Here is a 22,393-nt window from a genome sequence, read left to right as displayed (position 1 = left end):
TCTAGTACTTTTAGTGTTTCTATTACCTCTAATACCCCTACAACCTTTAACACCTCTAAAACAAAGAAAAATCATGCGTAACTGGCAAGACTTAATAGTTTGGCAAGAAAGTCATAAATTTGTGAAAGACATTTATAGTTGTTTAAAAACTTTTCCAAAAGAAGAGACCTTTGGTATAATTTCTCAAATAAAAAGGGCAGTAGTTTCTATTCCAACAAATATAGTAGAAGGCCATTCAAAAAATTCAATAAGGAATTTATAAGATTTTTATATATTTCTAGAGGGTCATTAGAGGAGGTAAAATATTTGCTTTTATTATCAAAAGATTTAGGTTTTTTAAATAATAAAGATTATAACTTTTTGTATGATAAATCTTTAAAAATAGGGTATTTACTAAATGGACTTATAAAGTCACTTTCAAAAACTTATAAAACATCTACAACCCCTAAAACCTCTAATACTTCTAAATCAAAGGAACTCAAATGAAAATAGCAATCGCTGGGACAGGATACGTAGGTTTAAGTAATGCGGTATTATTATCACAAAACAACGAAGTAGTTGCACTTGATATTATTCCAGAAAAAGTTGAGCTTATAAATAAAAGAATCTCTCCAATAGAAGATAAAGAGATTACAGAGTTTTTCCAGACGAAGGATTTAAAGTTAAGAGCAACACTTGATAAAAAAGAGGCTTATGAATATGCTGAATATGTAGTAATAGCTACACCTACTGATTATGACCCAATTACAAATTACTTTAATACAAAGTCAATTGAGAGTGTAATAAAAGATGTGCTTGAAATAAATCCAAAAGCTACTATTGTAATTCGCTCAACCATTCCAATAGGATATACTGAAAGAATCAAAAAAGAATTTAACTACAAAAATATATTTTTCGTGCCAGAATTTTTAAGAGAAGGAAAAGCATTATATGATAGTTTATATCCAAGCAGAATAATTGTAGGAGAAAAAAGTACTAAAGCTGAAATTTTTGCAAATCTACTAAGAGATGGGGCTTTTAAAGAGACTATTCCTATTTTGTTTACTAACAATACAGAAGCAGAAGCGGTTAAGCTTTTTGCAAATACGTATCTTGCAATGAGAGTTTCGTTTTTTAACGAACTTGATACATTTGCCGAAATGAAAGGCTTAAATAGCAAAGATATCATAGAAGGGGTATGTCTTGACCCAAGAATAGGAATGCACTATAACAATCCAAGCTTTGGATATGGAGGATACTGCCTTCCAAAAGATACAAAACAACTCTTAGCAAACTATACAAAAGAAAACATACCTCAAAAATTAATGGAAGCGATTGTAGATTCAAATGTATTAAGAAAAGAATATATTGCAAAAAGAATACTTGATAAAAATCCTAAAAAAGTGGGCATTTATAGACTAATAATGAAAGCAGGAAGTGATAACTTCAGAAGCAGTGCAATATTTGATGTAATAAATATGCTAAAGCCTTTTGTGGATATGATAATTTATGAACCGGCTGCAAAAGAAAAAGAGATAGACGGTATTCCTATTACAAACAATTTAGATACACTTAATGAATGTGATGTAATAATTGCAAACAGAATGGAAGATGATTTAGAAAGGTTTAAAGACAAAGTATATACAAGGGATATTTATAGTAGAGACTAATACCAATTCTAAAAAAATCTTACATTTTTTCACAACCGTGATTTTAATCGCGGCTAAAAAAGCTTCGAAAGTAGAGAGGTTCCAGATAAATTTAATGGGCACTGACTAAATAACTCTAACGGAACCTCGAATTTATTCGGGGCAATAGATGCTACGAATAATACCAATTCTTAATTAGTTAGTTACTTTATAAATGTTTAAAATTTCCTTAATTTCAATACTTTTCATCATTTTCCATTATCCATTTTCCATTGTCAATTGGTATAATACCAATTCTAATATAGTCATAGTTTTTAAATAGAAGTATATGCTTTAATTGGTTGTATTTGATTAACTAAATTTTATTATACTAAAGTGTCTAAACATCTTGGAATTGGTATAAATACTCCCCACTCATCACTAATAAAAATTTTGTTATAATAACACACATTATCATAACACAAGTTATCATAAGGAACAAAATGAAATTTTATGACAGAAATGATGAATTAAATTTACTTCAAAAAGCTGATAATTTAAAACAGAATCGCTCTATTATGACTATTATAGTTGGAAGGAGAAGAGTTGGCAAAACTACTTTGGCTTTGAAGGTTAATAATGCTATTTATTTGTTTATTTCTAGAAAAAATGAAGCCTTATTATGTGAAGAATTTGTAGACGAACTTAACAATCAAGGAATAAAAACTTTTGGAAAATTTGAAAAATTTGCGGATTTGTTTGAATTTTTGATGGAGTATTCAAAAACAAATGAAATAACCTTAATACTTGATGAGTTTCAAGAGTTTTATAAAGTTAATCCATCGGTTTTTTCACAGATACAAAAGATATGGGATTTAAACAAAAACACTTCTCATATGCACTTGATAATTTGCGGGTCGGTATATTCTCTAATGAAAAAGATATTTGAAGACAGTAAAGAACCTCTTTTTGCAAGAGCAGATTTTAAAATAAATCTAAAACCTTTTAGGATAGATACTCTAGAGGAGATACTAAAAGATTATAATTCATACTCTCAAAAAAATCTGCTTGACTTTTATACTATTACCGGTGGTGTTGCAAAATATATAGAACTGCTTTTATTATTCAATGCTTTTAGCTTGAAAGATATAATCAATGTAATAATTGCCCCAAACAGTATTTTTTTAGACGAAGGTAAAAATAGGCTTATTGAAGAGTTTGGAAAAGAATATACTACATATTTTTCGATACTTGCTTTGATTGCTTCATCTAAAACTTCAAGAAGTGAGATTGAGAGTATATTGCAAAAAAACATTTCAGGTCATTTAGAAAGACTTGAAAAGGATTATAATATTATTAAGCCCATAAAACCAATTACAGCAAAAATAAACTCAAAACTTCAAAAATATGAAATAGAGGATAATTTTCTAAATTTTTGGTTTAGGTTTATTTATAAATACCTCTCATTTATAGAAGCTGAAAACTTTGAAGCGTTAAAGCAAATTATTTTTAGGGATTTTCCGACATACCAAGGCAAATTTTTAGAAAAACTTTTTGTAGAAAAATTAAAACTCACAAAACAATACACAAAAATAGGAAGATACTGGGAAAGAGGCAATAAAAACGAAATAGATATAGTCGCAGTAGATGAAATAAATAAAAAACTTTTAATAGCAGAAGTCAAAATGAATAAAAAAAGGGCAAATCTGAAAGAGCTTATCTTAAAATCAAAAAATTTAGTGGAAAAATTTAAAAATTTTGAAGTAGAGTATAAAATATTTTCTATTGATGAGGTTTAGTATTTAGTGCTGAGTATTGAGGATTGAGGGTTAAGTATTATGAAATGTGAGAATTCACATATATAAAACGAAGTCTTTTAGTGCAATGAAATCCTTAAAATGCTAAGTTGATTAAAAAAACTATAAAAAATCTATTATTATACCAATTCCAAGATATTTGGACACTTCAGTATAATAAAATTTAGTTAATCAAATACAAACAATTAAAGCATATACTTCTATTTAAAAACTATGACTATATTAGAATTGGTATAATACAAAAAAGTGTTTATTTTTTTTCATTGCATTGAAAGGTTTTGAATGTTAGAAAAATTATTTTTTTATTCAAATTTATTTTTAAAATCTTCTCCCCCGCTATATAAAAGGAGTATCTATAACACCATTAACTTTAATGAAAAATTAATTGGCATAAGAGGTGCAAAAGGAGTTGGAAAAACAACTCTAATCAAACAATATCTAAATACTCTTTCTTTACAAAAAAGAGAAATTTTATATGTTTCTGTTGACAGCTCAATTGTTACTGAAAAAATATTAAATATCACAGAAGAAGCTTATAAAAAAGGAGTAAAGGTAATAGCGTTTGATGAAATTCATTATCAAAAAGATTTTGAAAATGATTTAAAAACAATATATGATTTTTTTTGATATTCAAATTATTTTTTCCGGCTCAAGTGCTATTGTATTATCTACTCCCGATTTAAGCAGAAGAGCCGTCATTTACGATGTTCCGATACTTTCATTTAGAGAGTTTTTAGAGTTAAGTTTAAATATCTCTTTTTCAAGTATAACATTAGAAAATATTATTAATAATCATTATGATATTGCATTTGAAATATCTAAAAAAATCAAGCCGCTTAAATATTTTGATGATTATTTAAAATATGGAGCTTATCCGTTTTTTCTTGAGAGCAATGAAGACACATATTATATGAAATTATTAGAAGTTGTAAATAAAACAATCGAAAGCAATTTGTTGTATTTATTTAATATTGATTCATCAAATATATTTGTTTTAAAAAAACTGCTTTTATTGCTTTGCGAAAACCCTCTGGGTAATTTTAATTTAACTAATTTATCAAGAGAAGTCGGGATTAACATAAAAACCCTTTATAATTATATAGAAGCACTTTTAAAAGGAAAATTGATACATCTTCTTTATTATAATAAAAAAGGAAACTCTTTATTTCAAAAACCGGATAAAATTCTTTTAGATAATCCCAATTTATTTAATATTTTATGTGTAAATCAAAACATCGGTTCTATTAGAGAATCTTTTTTTGTATCACAACTTTATAAGCATAATATAAAATACTCCAAACAAGGCGATTATATTGTAGATGATAAATATGTTTTCGAGATTGGAGGTAAGAATAAGACTAAAAAACAGATTAAGAATTTAAAAAATGCTTTTGTTGTAAAAGATAATATAGAAGTCGGTTTTGAAGAGATACCCCTTTGGCTGTTTGGATTTTTATATTAAAATTTTTGAAGTTTTTTAACATAAGGAAGCACTTAAATATATCAAGACAGACCGCTTCAAAATATTTAAAGCAGTTATCGACTGTCGGTTTGCTAGAAGAAAAGAAAATAAGTAAGAGTAAATATTACATAAATAGAGAGTTTTTTGAGCTGTTGAGTAAATAAAACACAAAATCTTAAAACTCAGCACTCAATACTCAACCCTTAGCACTCAGTTCCCAATATAAATACACCAATAACCAATATACCAATAACCAATATACCAATAACCAATATACCAATAACCAATACACCAACTCTATACAAATCAGAAAAAATTTTGATAAAATTTTACCTAGCAGAATAGAAAAAGATTTATCAATCCTTATATAAAGGATATTTTTAGGGATAATGGATGAAAAATATAATTCTTTGTGGGGGTAATGGTACTAGACTTTGGCCACTAAGCAGAAAATTAATGCCAAAGCAGTTTTTAAAGCTATTTGATAACCAAACAAAGTCTCTTTTTCAAAATACAATAGAGAGAAACAGTAGTGTTTGTGATGAGTTTGTGATAATAACAAATGAAGATCAATATTTTTTAGCATTAGATCAAATTGAAGAAATATATCCTCAAACCTCAAACCTCAAATCTCAATTCTTATTAGAAGAAATAGGGAAAAACACGGCACCTGCTATAGCATTTGCAGCATTACATAGTAAAGAGGAAGAGATACTTTTTGTAACTCCGAGTGATCATTTGATCAAAGATATAGAAAAATACAAAGAGGCAATAGAAAAAGCAAAAAAATTAGCGGAGGATGGTTATTTAGTAACGTTTGGTATTGAACCAACTGAACCTCACACAGGATATGGGTATATTGAGTGTGTAGCTGGTAGCAAGCAGAAAGTAGAAAGTGGTTTGAATGTAAAGAATTTTCATGAAAAGCCAGATTTAGAAACAGCAAAAAAATATATACAACAAAATTCTACTAGCTATTCGCTACCAACTACTCGTTATTTATGGAATAGCGGAATGTTTATGTTTAAAGCCGGAGTTTATTTAGAAGAGCTTCAAAAATATTCTCCTGAAGTTTATGAAGCATGTAAGGAAGTGTATAGCAAATATATAAAACAAATAACCAATAACCAATTACGAATAACCAATATGCAAGATATTCCAGACATTAGTATAGATTATGCAGTAATGGAAAGAAGTAATAAAATAAAAGTAGTACCAAGTAGTTTTGGGTGGAATGATGTAGGAAGCTTTGATAGTTTAATTGAAGAGTTAAGCAATGAGGATTTAGGTTGTAGGATTGAGATAGAAGGAAAAAATAATTTTTATTATACAGATAATGGTAAAAAAGTTATTGCAACAATTGGATTAGAGGATTTTATAGTAATTGATACCAGAGATGCACTATTAATTGCTAAAAAAGGCCAAACACAAAAAGTTAAAAATATTGTTGAAAAACTTAAAATTCAAAATTCAAAATTAATAATTGAACATTATAAAGTAAATCGCCCCTGGGGAACATTTGAAACATTAATAGATGAAAATGGATATAAGATAAAAAGAATAGTAGTAAAACCAGGTAAAAGACTATCACTTCAAAAGCATTTTCATAGAAACGAACATTGGATAGTAGTAAGTGGTACAGCAGAGGTGCAAGTAGGAGATAAAACATATCTTGTGAGACCAAACGAATCAACATACATCAAAATGGGAGAAATTCATAGACTTTCTAATCCTGGAAAAATTCCAGTAGTTTTAATTGAAGCACAGGTTGGCGAATATACTGGTGAAGATGATATTATTAGAATTGAAGATGATTTTAAGAGGAATAATAGGTAAGAGGAGTAAGGGATAAGAGGAATAAGAGGTAAGTGTAAGATGTATGTAGTGTGGAATAATTTAGAAGTTTGGAAAAAAGCACATAGTTTAGTATTAGATATTTATGAAACTACTAAATCTTTTCCAAAAGAAGAGATATATGGAATCATTTCTCAAATAAGAAGAACGGCATATTCAGTTCCTGTTAATATAGTAGAAGGAAAGGCGATGAAAAATACAAAAGAATTTATTCAGTTTTTGAATATTGCTAATGCTTCATTAGAAGAAGTTAGATATTTTTTAATTCTTTCAAAAGATTTAGAGTATATTAGTGAATAAAAATTTATCATTATAGAAAATAAATGTATGGAAATAAGCAAAATGTTAAATGCTTTTATTAATTCTTTAAAAAGGAAATTAAGAAATGCCTAATGAACATAGCTCTTATCCCTTATTCCATACCCCTTATCTCTTCTTACCTCTTGATACATTTAAATGTGTAGTAGAAAATACACCGCTAATTTCGATAGATTTTTTGATAAAGAAAAATAATAAATATTTACTTGGAAAAAGAGTTAATTCTCCAGCAAAAGGATATTATTTTACGATAGGTGGGAGAATATTTAAAAACGAAACTATTGAAGATGCCCAAAAAAGAATCCTAAAAGAAGAACTAAACTTATCCCTTACCACTTATCCCTTACCCCTAAAATTCATTGGTATTTTTGAACATTTTTATGAAGATAGTATTTTTGGAGATGATATATCTACTCATTATATCAATTTAGCATACTTATTGGATTTCGATATAATTTCTAAAAAACACAATAGCCCTTATCCCTTATCACTTAACCCTAATAATATACCATTTGAGCAACACAACGAATATATTTGGTTAAGTATAGAGGAAATTATGCTAAGAAATGATGTTCATCAATATATTAAAGATTATTTTAAAGGAAGTGAATATGTCTAAGAAAAAAGCGTTAATAACAGGGATAACAGGTCAGGATGGAAGTTATTTAGCCGAGTTTTTACTTGAAAAAGGTTATGAAGTACATGGTATAAAAAGAAGAAGCAGTTTGTTTAATACCGATAGAATAGATCACCTATATAAAGACCCTCATGAAGAAGATGTGAATTTCTTTTTACATTACGGTGATATGACAGATAGTATGAATCTGACTCGTATTATTCAAGAGGTTCAGCCAGATGAAATATACAATCTTGCTGCACAATCACACGTAGCAGTTAGTTTTGAAGAACCAGAATATACAGCAAATGCAGATGGTATAGGAACACTTAGAATTCTTGAAGCAGTAAGACTATTAGGACTAACAGATAAAACAAAAATCTATCAAGCCTCAACGTCAGAGCTTTACGGATTAGTTCAGGAAGTTCCACAAAATGAAAAAACACCTTTTTATCCAAGAAGTCCTTATGCAGTAGCAAAACTATATGCGTATTGGATTACGGTAAATTATAGAGAAGCTTATAACATGTTTGCTTGTAATGGAATACTCTTTAATCACGAATCATCAAGAAGAGGGGAGACATTTGTAACAAGAAAAATAACAAGAGGAATAGCAAGAATCCTTTTAGGACTTGATAAAAAATTATATCTTGGAAATTTAAGTGCAAAAAGAGATTGGGGACATGCAAAAGATTATGTGAGAATGATGTGGATGATACTTCAATATGAAAAACCAGAAGACTGGGTAATAGCGACAGGTAGGACAACTGAGATTAGAGAATTTGTAAGACTTGCAGGAAAATATTTAGGACTTAATATTGTATTTGAAGGTAAAGGAGTAGATGAAAAAGGAATATTAAATAATGTTGAATTTTCAATTTTGAATGATAAATTAAAAGAAATTGGAGCGGATGAACAAACAATTCAACATTTAACATTAAACATTAAAAATTTAATTGGCAAGCCAATTATTGAAGTTGACCCTAAATATTTCAGACCAACAGAAGTTGATTTGTTACTTGGAGATGCTACAAAAGCCAAAGAAAAACTTGGATGGGAACCACAAATTACTCTTGAAGAAATGACACAAGAGATGGTTGAGAGTGATTTGAAAGAAAATTATCAAGAGTTAGTATTAAAGAGATGTGGATTTGAGGTGCCTAAGAGTTGTGGAGTGTAGATGTTAGATCATATAGATGAATATAAAAATATTTTAAAAGATTTAAAATTAAAATTTAAATCTGCTCAAATAAAAGCATCTATAAAAGTAAATAGCGAGTTATTACAGTTTTATTGGTATCTTGGTAAAAAAATTATTGAAGTTCAAGATAATTATAAATGGGGAAGTAAATTTTTAGAAAATCTTAGCATTGATTTATCAAAAGCATTTCCTAATGTTAAAGGATTTTCTAAAAGAAATTTAGAGCTTATTAGAAAATGGGTAAACTTTTGGGATAAAAAAGAAATTGCGAAACAAGTTGTTTCGCAAATTTATCAAATCCCATGGGGACATAATATTATAATTATTCAAAAATGTAAAAATATAGATGAAGCAATTTTTTATGTTGAAAATACATTAAAGAATGGCATTAGTAGAAATGTTTTAGTTCATCAAATAGAGAGCGGGCTTTTTTATAGAAAAAATAGAGCAGTAAATAATTTTGAAAAAACTTTACCACCTATTCACTCAGACTTAGCAAAAGAAATTACAAAAGATCCTTATATATTTGATTTTTTGACTATTAATGAGGATTATAAAGAAAAAGAATTAGAAGATGCTTTAATTGAAAATATAAAAGATTTTTTACTTGAACTTGGCAGTGGGTTTGCATTTGTTGGTAAGCAATATATATTAGAAATAGCAAATCAAGAATTTAGAATAGATTTATTATTTTATCATTTAAAACTTCATTCATATATTGTAATTGAACTTAAAAACGATGAATTTAAACCTGAATATGCCGGAAAATTAAATTTTTACGTATCTGCTGTAGATGATATTCTAAAATCAGAAATAGATAATTCAACTATAGGTATTTTGATATGCAAATCAAAAGATAATTTAATAGTCGAATATGCTTTAAGAGATATAAATAAACCAATAGGAGTTAGTGAATATAGATTAACTACAAAATTGCCTGACAAATTAAAAGACACACTTCCAAGCATAGAACAAATAAAAAAACAGATTCAAAAGGATGATAATGACTAAAATACAGTTTAAAATTTTGAATTATAAATGTTGAATGATTAATTTAATTAGGATAGGAAATGACAAATAATATTATTTTGGATAAAACATTTAATTTTGCAATTAGAATAGTAAAATTGTATCAATATCTTTGTAAAAATAAAAATGAATATGTTTTATCTAAACAGTTATTAAGATGTGGAACTTCAATAGGTGCAAATGTAAATGAAGCTCTGGCAGGACAATCAAAGGCTGATTTTATAGCAAAAATGAGCATAGCTAGTAAAGAAGCAAGAGAATCTAAATATTGGATAAATTTATTGATAAAAACAGGATATTTAGATGTAAATGATAAGCATACAAAAAGTTTAATGAATGATATAGAGGAAATTATAAAATTATTAACCAGTATAGTAAAAAGTAGCCAAGGGAAAAATAATGTTTAATTATGAATGTTTAATAAAGGGAAAGGTTTAAAATGAAAAAAAATTCAACATTCAACATTAAAAATTCAAAATTACAAAAACACTCTCGTGTTTTTGTTGCTGGTGGAACTGGACTTGTAGGAAGTGCAATTATCAGAAAACTTCTTGAGAAAGGATATACAAATATTATCGCAAATTATCACAACAGAAAACCAAATAATTCAACATTCAACATTCAACATTCAACATTAAAAACAAACTCTATCACTTGGATTAAGTTAGATTTATTAGATAGCATAGCGGTTCAAGAGTTCTTTGAGCAACATAAACCTGAGTTTGTATTTCTTGCCGCTGCAAAAGTCGGAGGAATAGTTGCAAACAATACATATAGAGCAGATTTTATATATGAAAACCTTCAAATACAAAACAATGTAATTCATAATGCATATAAATATGGTGTAAAAAAACTAATGTTTTTAGGAAGTACTTGCATATATCCAAAAAACTGTCCTCAACCTATAAAAGAAGAATATTTATTAACAGGAGAGCTTGAATATACAAATGAACCTTATGCAATAGCAAAAATAGCAGGTATAAAAATGTGCGAAAGTTATAACTTGCAATATGGCACAAACTTTATTTCAGTGATGCCTACTAATCTATATGGAGAAAATGATAATTTTGATTTAGAAAAGTCTCATGTTTTACCAGCACTTATCAGAAAAATTCATCTTGGGAAATGTTTAGAAGAAGAAAACTTTGATGAAATTAGAAAAGATTTAAACAAAAATCCTATTGAAGGTATTGATGGAAGAGCAAGTAAAGAAGAAATTTTAAACATATTAAAGAAATATGGTATTTTATTCAAAACTCAAAATTCAAAATTCAAAATTTCCATAGAAATTTGGGGATCGGGAGAACCGAGACGCGAATTTCTATGGAGTGATGATATGGCTGATGCGTGTGTGTTTTTGATGGAAAAAGTTGATTTTAAAGATTTAGTAAATATTAAAAAGGATAGTAATAAGAGTTGCGATATAATTTCACAAGAATTTAAAGAAATTAGAAATACACATATAAATATAGGCACAGGTCAGGATATATCAATTAAAGAATTAGCATATTTAATAAAAGATATCGTTGGATTTAAAGGTGAATTTTATTTCAATACCTCAAAACCAGATGGAACAATGAGAAAAGTTACAGATGTTAGTAAGTTGCATAATTTAGGATGGCAGTATAAAACACCGTTAAAATATGGAATTGCAAAGATTTATAAATGGTATATTCAATAAAATTACTACTGATTATTCGTTATATGTTAAAATCAAAGAATTTATAAATGGTATAAGGATCTATTATGATAAATAATGAAAGATTAACACATTTAAAACAACTAGAAGCAGAGAGTATATATATTTTAAGAGAAGTAGCTGCAAATTTTTCTAATCCTGTAATGATGTATAGTATAGGGAAAGATAGTAGTGTAATGCTGCATCTTGCAATGAAGGCTTTCTATCCAGCAAAACCGCCTTTTCCACTTCTTCATGTTGATACATTATGGAAATTTCGTGAAATGATAGAGTTTAGAGATAAAAGAGCAAAAGAGCTTGGAATGGAACTTTTAGTATATACTAATCCGGAAGGGATTGAAATGAATATCAATCCTTTTATTCATGGGAGTAAAGTCCATACTGATATTATGAAAACTCAGGCACTAAAACAAGCACTTAATAAATATGGATTTGATGCAGTAATTGGTGGTGCTAGAAGAGATGAGGAAAAATCTCGTGCAAAAGAGAGAATTTTTAGTTTTCGTGATAAAAATCATAGATGGAATCCAAAAGCTCAACGACCAGAACTTTGGAATTTATATAATACTCATATAAATAAAGGAGAGAGTGTAAGAGTATTTCCTCTTAGCAATTGGACAGAACTTGATATTTGGCAATATATATATCTTGAAAATATACCAATAGTACCTCTTTATTTTGCAAAAGAAAGACCAGTAGTTGAGTATGAAGGCGCAAAAATTATGGTGGATGATGACAGAATGCCAGAAGATTTAAGACGTAAAGCAAAAATGGAGATGGTAAGATTTAGGACTCTTGGATGTTATCCTCTAACAGGAGCAATAAATTCAAATGCTGATACTCTTGAAAAAATAATTGAAGAGATGCTTTTAAGCAAAACAAGTGAGAGACAAGGGAGACTTATAGATAAAGACCAAGAAGGTAGTATGGAAAAGAAAAAGATTGAGGGGTATTTTTAGACGATAGACAATAGACAATAGACGATAGACAAGAGAAAGGGAGATTTATGAGTAAGTATGTTGATATCAAAGATTATTTAAAAAAGCATGAAAACAAAGAGTTATTAAGATTTATAACTTGTGGTAGTGTAGATGATGGTAAATCAACACTTATAGGGAGACTTTTGTATGATTCCAAAATGCTTTTTGAAGATCAGATAGCACAAGCTAAAAACGAAACAAAAAAATACGGGACAGTAGATGGAGAAATTGATTTTGCACTTTTAGTTGATGGGCTTCAGAGTGAAAGAGAACAAGGTATTACCATTGATGTAGCATATAGATTTTTCTCAACTGATAAGAGAAAATATATAATAGCAGATACACCAGGGCATGAACAATATACAAGAAATATGGTAACAGGTGCCAGCACTGCTGATTTGGCTATTATTTTAATTGATGCTAGAAAAGGAGTACTTACCCAGACAAGAAGACATTCGTTTTTAGTGACATTGCTTGGGATTAGAAATATTGTAGTTGCGATAAATAAAATGGATTTGGTTGATTATAGTGAGGAAAGATTTAATGAAATAGTTAATGATTATAAAAAAATGTTTGAGAAATTAAGATTATCTCTTCCATATAAGAATATGGACTTTAAAATAGACTTTATTCCTATAAGTGCATTAAAAGGGGACAATGTAGTAGAAAACTCAAAAAATACTCCTTGGTATCAAGGTCTTACTCTTCTTAAATATTTAGATACTATTAAACTATCGTCTATCGACTATAGTCTATCGTCTATTCCATTTAGATATCCAATCCAATATGTAAATAGACCAAATCTTGATTTTAGAGGCTTTGCAGGTACTATTAGCAGTGGTGAAATAAAAGTAGGCGATAAAATAATAGTTTATCCATCTAAAAAAGTATCAACTATTAAAAATATTATTTATCCAATAAATCCAATAGACAATAGACAAGAGACGATAGACAATAGTCAAAAAGGAGAATCTGGAGTCTATAGTTTGGGGGCTGGAGTCTCTATAACATTAACATTAAATGATGAAATAGATATAAGTAGAGGTGATTTGATAGTTAAAGTTGGAGAAATAGAACCTAAATTTAATGACTCTTTTGAAGCAATGATTGTGTGGATGGATGAAGAACCTTTGAAAAATAGAGAATATATACTAAAAATTTACACAAAAGAGACAAATGCATTAGTTTCTAAAATATTATTTAAAAAAGATGTAAATACTTGGGAGAAACTTGAAGCAAAAACACTTGAACTGAATGACATTGCAAGAGTAAAAATTGATTTGAATGAAAAAATAGCATTTGATTTTTATGAAGAAAATAAAGAGACAGGAGCATTTATATTAATAGATAAAATCACAAATAATACTGTAGCTGCTGGAATGATAGTAGGAGAATCTACAAAAACAGCTAAAAAAAGAGTTTATACAGAAGCTGAAATTGCACTTAATAAATTTATAAGAGAGCATTTTCCTGAGTGGGGATGTAAAGATATTAGTAATCTATAGACAATAGACGATAGACTATAGTAAAGAGACAATAGACGATATATGATAGATGAAGGGATGGTAATGAAGGCGAAGAGTTTAGATATTTGGAAAAGGTCTAGTAAAATTTGTAGTGAAATTTATTTATATTTTAGAGATTGTAAAGATTATGGATTTAAAGACCAAATTACAAGAAGTGCATTGTCGATTCCAAGTAATATTGCTGAAGGAGTCGAGAAAATATCTGATAAAGACACTATAAAATTCTTAGATATTGCAAGAGGTTCTATTGCAGAAGTTCAAACACAAATTTATATTGGAATAAAAATTGAGTATATAGAAAATAACATAGGTCTTAAATGGATAGATGAATATGAAGAAATATCAAAAATGATAACTTCTTTTATAAGTTCACTTAAAAAAGGACTAAAATGACTATCGTCTGTAGTCTATTGTCTATAGTCTATCGTCTGGAGTCTAACCTTGTATAAAGAGACTAATTTAAGGTCGATTGTAAAAGGGATTAGTTGGAGAGTTGTTGCAACTGGTACTACTATGGGAATAGTATATGCTTTTTTTGGTAATGTTGAGCTTGCTATTGCAACTGGTATTTTAGAAACAGTAGCTAAAGTTGGGCTCTATTGGGGGCATGAAAAAGTATGGCATAAAATTAGATGGGGAAGAAAAAGAATAGAACCTTTTAATCTCTGGTTTACGGGTCTTCCACTTTCCGGCAAAACAACTATTGCTGATAAAGTGTATGAAAAGCTTCAAAAACTTGATATTCCTATTGAAAGGATTGATTCTAAAGATGTCCGAGAGCTTTTTCCGGATGTCGGTTTTTCAAGAGAAGAGAGAAATAGACATATAAAAAGAATAGGCCATTTAATTCAAACACTTCAGAAAAACTCAGTTTCTACTGTTTGCAGTTTTGTATCTCCATATAGAGAAAGTAGAAAAATGATAAGAGAAATGGTAAAAAATAATATCGTAGTGTATGTAAAAGCAAGTATTGAGACTTGTAAAAAAAGAGATTATAAAGGAGTATATGAAAAAGCATTAAAAGGTGAAATAAAAAACTTCACAGGAATTAGTGATGTATATGAAGAACCAAAACATGCTGAAATTGTAATTGATACGGAAAAAATGAGTCCAGAAGAAGCAGCGGATTTGATAGTAAAATATGTTAAAAAGAATTATATTAAATAAGACGATAGACGATAGTCAATAGACGATAGTCTTTTTAATAGGTTAAAGATTTAAAAATAGCACTGCAAAGCATTGCTTTTATTGACTATTGTCTGGAGTCTATAGTCTGGATACTGGAAAGGATTTTTATGAAAAACATTGTATGGCATCCTAATAAAGTTACAAGAAATGACAGGGAAAAAATTAAAAATCAAAAAGGATGTGTCATTTGGTTTACAGGTCTAAGTGGAAGTGGTAAGAGCACTATTGCAAATGAATTAGAATATGAGCTGAATAAAATGAGATATCATACATATTTACTTGATGGAGATAATATAAGGCATAGATTAAATAAGGATCTTGGATTTAGTGATTTAGATAGAAAAGAGAATATTAGAAGAATAAGCGAAGTTGCAAAACTTTTTGTATATGCAGGGATTATTACAATTACAGCATTTATTTCTCCTTTTATTGAAGATAGAAAAAAAGCAAGAGAGATTATAGGAGATGAAAATTTTATAGAAGTTTTTATAGATACTCCACTTGAAGTTTGTATACAAAGAGACCCAAAAGGTCTTTATAAAAAAGCATTAAATGGAGAGATTAAAAACTTTACAGGAATTGATTCACCTTATGAAAAACCATTAAATCCAGAAATTATAGTTGATACTACAGAATATGATATAATCTCATCAGTAAATTTAATTATAAATTATTTAAAAGATAAAAAATATTTAGATATTAGACAATAGACTATAGTCAATAGTAGTGAAGTCTGTTCGATAAAATATAGCAAAAAGTTAATAAGATACAATATTGTATTTTTGCATAATTACAAAAAAAGATATGGCTAAAGCCGTATTTACAAACTGGAACTGCGACTTTAGTCGCAGCAAAAAAATAGCATATTAAAAAACTATCGACTATTGTCGATTGTCTAAAAACTATACAAAAGGTTTTTAAGTGTATAATAAAAAATTTAAAACAGATAAGTTTGAGTTTAATATAGATGATGTTTTAGAAATTGCAAGAAAAGCAGGAGAAGAAGTTTTAAAAATATATAATAAAGACTTTGAGGTTGAATATAAAGATGATAAATCTCCGCTTACAGAAGCGGATAAAAAATCTCATCTAATGATACTTGATGGGTTAAATAATTTATCTATTAAAAACATTGATTCTATTTTTCCAATTTTATCTGAAGAAGGAAACGATATTCCATACGAAGAGCGAAAAAATTGGGAATATTTTTGGATGATAGACCCGCTTGATGGGACAAAAGAATTTGTCAAAAAAAATGGCGAATTTACAATAAATATTGCTTTGATTTATAAAAATGAACCAATTTTTGGAGTTGTTTATGCACCAGTTTTAGATTGGATTTATTTTAATGATAATGAAAGTGCATATAAAATTGAAAAAGATAAACTAATAAAACTTCCAATAAAAAGAAGTGATGATAAGTTTATTATAGTAGCAAGCAGAAGCCATTTAAACGAAGAGACAAAAAAATTCATTAAATCCTTAACTACCTATGACCATCAACTATCGTCTATCGTCTATGATTTTATTTCAATAGGAAGTAGCTTAAAGCTTTGTTTAGTAGCAGAAGGAAAAGCAGATATTTATCCAAGACTTGCTCCAACAATGGAATGGGATACAGCAGCAGCTGATGCTGTTGTTAGAAAAGCCGGAAAAAAAGTATATAAAATAAATACTAGTGACTATAGTCTATCGACTATTGACTATTTGTTTTATAATAAAGAAAACTTACTAAATCCTTGGTTAGTGGTGAAATGATAAATAATAGAAAGTTATTTAAAAATAGTATTTACTCATTAGGTGGTAAAGTTGTCAATATGATAGTAAATTTTGGTGGTATGGCAATATTGGCAAGGCTAATATCACCTGAAGAGTTTGGTGTATTTGCTATAATTTTAAGTGTGCAAATGCTTTTTCAAGCAGTTTTAGATATGGGTTTAGGACCTGTTTATGTAAAGAGTAGAACTATTACTACTGCATTTGTTAGTTCTTTTTTTACTATAAATGTTATTTTAGGATTATTAAATGTTATTTATCTATTAGGTTCTATTTTTATTTTGGACTATTTATATGAGAATATAAATTTTGCAAAGTATATAATTTTATTTTCATTTTCGGTTGTTTTTTTATCATTAGGATTAATATATCAATTTCATTTAGTTAGAGGAGAAAATTTTGATAAAATTTTTTTTGTGAATGTTATTTCAAATATTTTAAGTTTAGTTATTGCAATAGGAGTAGCATATTATGGTTATGGAGTTTTAGCATTAATTTTAAAAGCAGTAAGTGTTAATTTTTTTAACTTATTGTTATTGTATTTTTACAATAGAGAGTTAAAAATTACATTAGTGAAATTGAAAATCATAAAAAGATATATGAACGAAATTAGATTTGGTTTTGAAATATTTATCAATAGAGTTATGAATGGTCTTTTCAACTCTTTAGATAGGTTAATAATAGCAAAATTTTATAGTATTTCAATATTAGGTAATTATAATAATGCAAAAAATTTAGTATCTATATCAGATTCAGTTATTAGGACATCTCTTAGTAGTGTGATATTTAGTCATCTTGAAAAAAATCCAGAAAAAAAACAGAATTATATTAAATATTATTTTATTATATTAGTTATTTCGTCTATATTTCCCTTAATATTGTTTTTATGGGGAGATAACATTATTTTGTTTTGGTTAGGAGATAAGTGGCAAGAGGCATCATTATTTATAAAGCCTTTAGCGATTTTTGCAGTTGGAGATATAATAAAAGGAGTATCCACAATGATAGCAATGCATGAAAACAACATGAAAAGTATCAATATATTCAATTTATTTATATCTATTTTAATGATTTTAACTTTATTTGTTGGAGGAATAATACACATAAGTATAGTATCAATAATTTTAATTGTTTCAATTTTATGGTTTACAGGATGGGGAATATATTTTTTAAAAGTAATGCTATATATTAGTAAGGGGATGGAATGAAAATTATTGCTAATTCTTTACCTAAATCAGGAACTCATGTTTTAGTTAGAATATTAGAATTAATTGGATTGAAAGCTAATAAGATACATTTTTCTGGTTCTTTAATCAGAAGGACATCATCTAATCCTTTAAAAAATTTAATTAAATATTTAAAAGTAATTAATTGTAATCAAGGTGTTAAAATTGATTTAGATATAGAACATTGTATAAAAACTAAATATTTTGAAAAATTATTGATAAATTTTCCAGAAAACACTTTCTCTCAGGCACATATGCCTTTTGATGATAAAATTATTAAATATTTAGAAAAGTATAATATAAAAATGATTTATATAATAAGAGATCCGAGAGATGTATTGGTTTCACATTTTCATCATCATTTAAGAGACAAAGGTTATGAGGGCCACTATTTAATGAAAAAGTTAAAAAGTGATAAAGATAGGATAATAGCTTCATTACATGGATTTAATCAAGGAACCCAATTTGAAACTGCACCTTTAAAAAAAAGATTAAAGAATAGTATACCATGGTATTTTATTAAATCACCTTTTGTTTTCTCTTTAAAATTTGAAGATATTATTGGAGAAAAAGGAGGTGGTGACAAAGAAAAACAACTTTATACTTTGAAAAAATTAGAAAGATTTTTAGAAATAGATGAAAATTATTTAGTTAATAGGAAGGATAGTATTTTTTTTGAAAAATCATCTACTTTTAGAAAAGGTCAAATAGGTGATTGGAAAAATTATCTTGATGAAGATATCTATAAGTTAATATATGATGAAATTGGAGAATTTATTGAAATTTTAGGTTATGATAATGATTAAATTACTGAATGTATTATTACATTTTAGTGAGTATTGGCAAATTTTAAAATACAGATATTTATATAATATATTTTTTTTTAAAAAAATATTTTTAAAAAAATACGGTCATAATGTATTTATACATCCATTAGTAAGCATCAAAAATCCTAAAAAAATTGTAATAGGAAATAATGTTCTAATACATAGAAATTGTGTTTTATGGTGTGAGTTAGATATAGGGAATAATGTCCAGATCAATCCTAATACAGTAATATATGGGAAAGTGATTATCGGTAATAATGTAATGATAGCACCTAATTGTATGATTGCAAGTGGAAATCATGGTATTAAAATGAGTGGAATTCCAATGATAGATCAAGAATGTACTACAAAAGGTCCTATAATAATAGAAGATGATGTATGGATAGGGGCAAATAGTGTGATTTTAGATGGTGTAAAAGTAAGCAAAGGATGTGTGATCGCTGCTGGTAGTGTAGTCGTAAAATCTACAAAAGAATATGGAATATATGCAGGTGTTCCTGCAAAGTTAATTAAAAAAAGGACTACTTAATGATAATAACTAGAATAACAGGCGGTCTTGGAAATCAAATGTTTCAATATGCCATTGCAAAAAGTTTGGCAATAAAAAATAATGATACTTTTAAATTAGACATATCTTTTTATCCAAAGCAGACTTTACGAAAATATGAATTGCATTATTTTAATATAGAAGAAAATATAGCAACTTATGAGGAATGTAATAGGTTAAGAGGAAAAGAAGATTTAATATTTAAAATTAAAAATAAATTAGGTATTAAAATAAATAGACCGAAAAGTTACTATAACGAGAAGGAAATAGTAAAGTTTGATGAAAATATATTTAAACTAAAGGGTAATATATATCTTGATGGATATTGGCAAAACGAAAAATATTTTAAGGGCATAAGAGATGAATTATTAAAAGATTTCACTTTAAAACAAAAAATAAGTAAAGAAGCAAAAGAATATTTAGATCAAATAAAAAATACCAATAGCATATCTCTTCATATAAGAAGAGGTGATTATGTTCAAAATAAGCATACTAATCAAGTTCATGGAATATGTGGAATAGATTATTATAAAAAAACTATTTCTTATATGTTACAAAAAATGGAACATCCTGTATTTTTTATATTTTCAGATGATATTGAATGGTGTAAAGAAAATTTTGATTTTTTAGATAATAAAGTGTTTGTAGAAAATACAAAAAGTGCTATTGAAGATTTAGAACTTATGAAAAATTGTGATCATAATATTATTGCAAATAGCACTTTTAGTTGGTGGGGAGCTTGGCTGAATGAAAATGAAGATAAAATAGTAATAGCTCCAAAACAATGGTTCTTTAAAGATGAATGGAAAGATTTAAATTTAGCTTGTAGAGAATGGATTAAAATATAATGTGTGGAATAGCAGGATTTGTGGATTTTAATAAAAAAAGTGATTACGAGACTTTAAAAAATATGACAGATGTTTTACATCATCGTGGTCCTGATGATAGTGGATATAGTTTTTATAGTTTGAGTAAATGTAATATTGGTCTTGGTCATAGGAGGCTTTCTATATTAGACTTAAGTTCTCATGGGCATCAACCTATGAAATTTGACAATTTAGAAATAGTTTATAATGGAGAAGTCTATAATTTTAAAGAAATTAGAAATGAACTTGAAAAATACGGGTATGGTTTTGAATCCAATTCTGATACAGAAGTTATATTAAAAGCTTATCATAAATGGGGAATTGATGCAGTTCACAAATTTAATGGAATGTTTGCAATATCAATTTATGATAAAAAGAAAGATGAGCTTATATTAATAAGAGATAGAGCAGGAGTTAAACCACTTTACTATTATTATAAAGATGGACTTTTTATGTTTGCAAGTGAGTTAAAATCATTTCATCAAAATCATTATTTTAAAAAAGATTTAAATAAAAAAGCTATTGTGAAATATTTACAATTTGGATATATACCACAACCATTAAGCATATTTCAGAATGTTTATAAACTAGAAGCTGGACATTATCTAATATTTGATATTAAAAATTTAAAATACAAAATTCATAAATATTGGAATATTGATGATTTTTATCAAAAAGATAAATTAGACATCTCTTTTGATGAAGCAAGAAAAGAAACTGAGGAGTTATTGATAAAAGCTTTTAAATACAGAATGGTTTCAGATGTTCCAGTTGGAGTATTTTTAAGTGGTGGATATGATAGCAGTGCAGTAGCTGCAATCTTACAAAAACATAGTTTTCAAAAAATCAAAACTTTTACTATTGGTTTTAAAGAAGAAAAATATAATGAGGCAATACACGCTAAACAAGTAGCAAAATATCTTGGTACTGATCATTATGAACACTATCTTAGCCAAAAAGATGCTTTAAAAATTTTGCCAAGACTGCCAGAAATATATGATGAACCTTTTGGAGACAGTAGTGGTATTCCTACTATTATGGTCTCACGGTTTGCAAAACAATATGTTACAGTAAGTCTAAGTGCAGATGGTGGAGATGAACTTTTTAGCGGGTATCCTTCATATAAAAATTCTTATGATTTATATAATAGATTTCATAAATTTTGTATGTTTCATTCATTAAGTATTTTAAACAAGATAATTAATCCATTTCAAATATCAAAATATTTAAAAATTTATAATTTAGAAGGAAAGTTTTACAAATTTTGTGAACTATTGAAAAATAGCAATTCTCCATCAAAATTTTACGAAACTAACACTAAATATTTTTATGATGTAGAGATAGAAAAGCTGTTGAATTTAAAATTAAGCTCAAAAGAAACTTTTTTTGAAAATAGTATTGATAATATGTTGTCACACAGTTTTAAAACTTATCTAAATGATGATATCTTAACAAAGGTTGATAGAGCCACAATGAGTGTAAGTTTAGAAGGAAGAGAACCAATGTTAGATTTTAATCTTATAGAGTTTGTCGCTCAATTACCTGTTGAATACAAACAAAAAGATAGTCAAACAAAATATATTTTAAAAGAGATAGTGCATAAGTATATACCAAAAGAGCTAATGGAGCGACCAAAAAAGGGATTTTCTATTCCTGTTTTTGAGTGGTTTAGAGATGAATTAAAAATCTATTTTGAAGAGTATTTAAGTCAAAAAGCTATACATGAAAGCGGAATTTTTAATTATAAATATATCGATATGCTGAAAAAAAGTTATTTTAATGGATATGGTAATCCTCATAAACTATGGCTTATTTTGATGTTTCAGATGTGGAGGGAAAAATGGTTTTAAATAA

The 22,393-nt window shown here is 27.5% G+C and carries 23 protein-coding genes and 1 pseudogene; all 24 read left to right on the top strand.

Going from position 1 to position 22,393, the window contains the following annotated elements; translation table 11 throughout:
• Positions 1-73: 73 nt before the first annotated feature.
• Positions 74-486 (top strand): annotated as a pseudogene (locus ACYQ1U_RS06280) (four helix bundle protein).
• A complete protein-coding gene (locus ACYQ1U_RS06275; RefSeq protein WP_459885526.1) occupies positions 483-1,649 on the top strand; it encodes a nucleotide sugar dehydrogenase in 1,167 nt (388 codons plus the stop codon). The pseudogene ACYQ1U_RS06280 and the gene ACYQ1U_RS06275 overlap by 4 nt, the downstream one beginning before the upstream one ends.
• A 461-nt stretch (positions 1,650-2,110) precedes the next feature.
• Positions 2,111-3,406: an ATP-binding protein gene (locus ACYQ1U_RS06270; RefSeq protein WP_459885523.1), complete on the top strand. Its 1,296-nt coding sequence runs from the start codon at positions 2,111-2,113 to the stop codon at positions 3,404-3,406.
• 300 nt (positions 3,407-3,706) lie between these two features.
• Positions 3,707-4,051: an ATP-binding protein gene (locus ACYQ1U_RS06265; protein WP_459885520.1), complete on the top strand. Its 345-nt coding sequence runs from the start codon at positions 3,707-3,709 to the stop codon at positions 4,049-4,051.
• Positions 4,038-4,886, top strand: coding sequence for an ATP-binding protein (locus ACYQ1U_RS06260; RefSeq protein WP_459885517.1), 849 nt, complete (start codon positions 4,038-4,040; stop codon positions 4,884-4,886). The genes ACYQ1U_RS06265 and ACYQ1U_RS06260 overlap by 14 nt, the downstream gene beginning before the upstream one ends.
• Positions 4,862-5,050: a hypothetical protein gene (locus ACYQ1U_RS06255; RefSeq protein ID WP_459885514.1), complete on the top strand. Its 189-nt coding sequence runs from the start codon at positions 4,862-4,864 to the stop codon at positions 5,048-5,050. The genes ACYQ1U_RS06260 and ACYQ1U_RS06255 overlap by 25 nt, the downstream gene beginning before the upstream one ends.
• Before the next feature lie 229 nt (positions 5,051-5,279).
• Positions 5,280-6,722 (top strand): mannose-1-phosphate guanylyltransferase/mannose-6-phosphate isomerase, encoded by a 1,443-nt coding sequence (locus ACYQ1U_RS06250; protein ID WP_459885511.1) that lies wholly within the window; start codon positions 5,280-5,282, stop codon positions 6,720-6,722.
• Positions 6,723-6,761: 39 nt separating this feature from the next.
• Complete coding sequence (locus ACYQ1U_RS06245; RefSeq protein ID WP_459885508.1) at positions 6,762-7,040, top strand: four helix bundle protein; 279 nt, start codon at positions 6,762-6,764, stop codon at positions 7,038-7,040.
• An 85-nt stretch (positions 7,041-7,125) separates the two neighbouring features.
• A complete protein-coding gene (locus ACYQ1U_RS06240; RefSeq protein WP_459885506.1) occupies positions 7,126-7,677 on the top strand; it encodes a GDP-mannose mannosyl hydrolase in 552 nt (183 codons plus the stop codon).
• Positions 7,670-8,854: a GDP-mannose 4,6-dehydratase gene (gmd, locus tag ACYQ1U_RS06235; protein WP_459885503.1), complete on the top strand. Its 1,185-nt coding sequence runs from the start codon at positions 7,670-7,672 to the stop codon at positions 8,852-8,854. The genes ACYQ1U_RS06240 and gmd overlap by 8 nt, the downstream gene beginning before the upstream one ends.
• Positions 8,855-9,886, top strand: coding sequence for a PDDEXK nuclease domain-containing protein (locus ACYQ1U_RS06230; protein ID WP_459885500.1), 1,032 nt, complete (start codon positions 8,855-8,857; stop codon positions 9,884-9,886).
• Between the two features lie 59 nt (positions 9,887-9,945).
• The gene (locus ACYQ1U_RS06225) at positions 9,946-10,311 is read left to right on the top strand and encodes a four helix bundle protein (protein WP_459885497.1); all 366 of its coding nucleotides are present in this window, start codon (positions 9,946-9,948) and stop codon (positions 10,309-10,311) included.
• A gap of 32 nt (positions 10,312-10,343) precedes the next feature.
• Entirely contained in the window at positions 10,344-11,585 is a 1,242-nt protein-coding gene (locus ACYQ1U_RS06220) for a GDP-L-fucose synthase family protein (RefSeq protein WP_459885494.1), read from the top strand.
• A 65-nt stretch (positions 11,586-11,650) separates the two neighbouring features.
• Positions 11,651-12,562 carry a sulfate adenylyltransferase subunit CysD gene (cysD, locus tag ACYQ1U_RS06215; protein ID WP_459885491.1) on the top strand — a complete coding sequence of 304 codons (912 nt, stop codon included), beginning with the start codon at positions 11,651-11,653 and terminating at the stop codon, positions 12,560-12,562.
• Positions 12,563-12,609: 47 nt separating this feature from the next.
• Positions 12,610-14,088 (top strand): sulfate adenylyltransferase subunit CysN, encoded by a 1,479-nt coding sequence (gene cysN / locus ACYQ1U_RS06210; RefSeq protein WP_459885488.1) that lies wholly within the window; start codon positions 12,610-12,612, stop codon positions 14,086-14,088.
• A 63-nt stretch (positions 14,089-14,151) separates the two neighbouring features.
• The gene (locus ACYQ1U_RS06205; protein WP_459885485.1) at positions 14,152-14,502 is read left to right on the top strand and encodes a four helix bundle protein; all 351 of its coding nucleotides are present in this window, start codon (positions 14,152-14,154) and stop codon (positions 14,500-14,502) included.
• 48 nt (positions 14,503-14,550) lie between these two features.
• A complete protein-coding gene (gene cysC, locus ACYQ1U_RS06200; protein WP_459885483.1) occupies positions 14,551-15,276 on the top strand; it encodes an adenylyl-sulfate kinase in 726 nt (241 codons plus the stop codon).
• Positions 15,277-15,404: 128 nt separating this feature from the next.
• On the top strand, positions 15,405-16,007 hold the full coding sequence (gene cysC / locus ACYQ1U_RS06195) for an adenylyl-sulfate kinase (protein ID WP_459885480.1): 603 nt from the start codon (positions 15,405-15,407) through the stop codon (positions 16,005-16,007).
• A gap of 211 nt (positions 16,008-16,218) precedes the next feature.
• Positions 16,219-17,055 carry a 3'(2'),5'-bisphosphate nucleotidase CysQ gene (cysQ, locus tag ACYQ1U_RS06190; protein ID WP_459885477.1) on the top strand — a complete coding sequence of 279 codons (837 nt, stop codon included), beginning with the start codon at positions 16,219-16,221 and terminating at the stop codon, positions 17,053-17,055.
• Positions 17,052-18,281, top strand: a complete 1,230-nt coding sequence (locus ACYQ1U_RS06185) for an oligosaccharide flippase family protein (RefSeq protein ID WP_459885475.1) — start codon at positions 17,052-17,054, stop codon at positions 18,279-18,281. Before cysQ ends, ACYQ1U_RS06185 begins: the two co-directional genes overlap by 4 nt.
• Positions 18,278-19,105 (top strand): sulfotransferase domain-containing protein, encoded by an 828-nt coding sequence (locus tag ACYQ1U_RS06180; protein ID WP_459885473.1) that lies wholly within the window; start codon positions 18,278-18,280, stop codon positions 19,103-19,105. The genes ACYQ1U_RS06185 and ACYQ1U_RS06180 overlap by 4 nt, the downstream gene beginning before the upstream one ends.
• Complete coding sequence (locus ACYQ1U_RS06175; protein WP_459885470.1) at positions 19,098-19,655, top strand: acyltransferase; 558 nt, start codon at positions 19,098-19,100, stop codon at positions 19,653-19,655. Before ACYQ1U_RS06180 ends, ACYQ1U_RS06175 begins: the two co-directional genes overlap by 8 nt.
• A complete protein-coding gene (locus ACYQ1U_RS06170; RefSeq protein ID WP_459885466.1) occupies positions 19,655-20,521 on the top strand; it encodes an alpha-1,2-fucosyltransferase in 867 nt (288 codons plus the stop codon). The genes ACYQ1U_RS06175 and ACYQ1U_RS06170 overlap by 1 nt, the downstream gene beginning before the upstream one ends.
• On the top strand, positions 20,521-22,389 hold the full coding sequence (asnB, locus tag ACYQ1U_RS06165; RefSeq protein WP_459885463.1) for an asparagine synthase (glutamine-hydrolyzing): 1,869 nt from the start codon (positions 20,521-20,523) through the stop codon (positions 22,387-22,389). The genes ACYQ1U_RS06170 and asnB overlap by 1 nt, the downstream gene beginning before the upstream one ends.
• Positions 22,390-22,393: the final 4 nt, after the last annotated feature.

The organism is Caminibacter profundus, assembly GCF_054657155.1.
The sequence above is the reverse complement of the archived record's forward strand: the minus strand, read 5'-3'. Positions and strand labels throughout refer to the sequence as shown.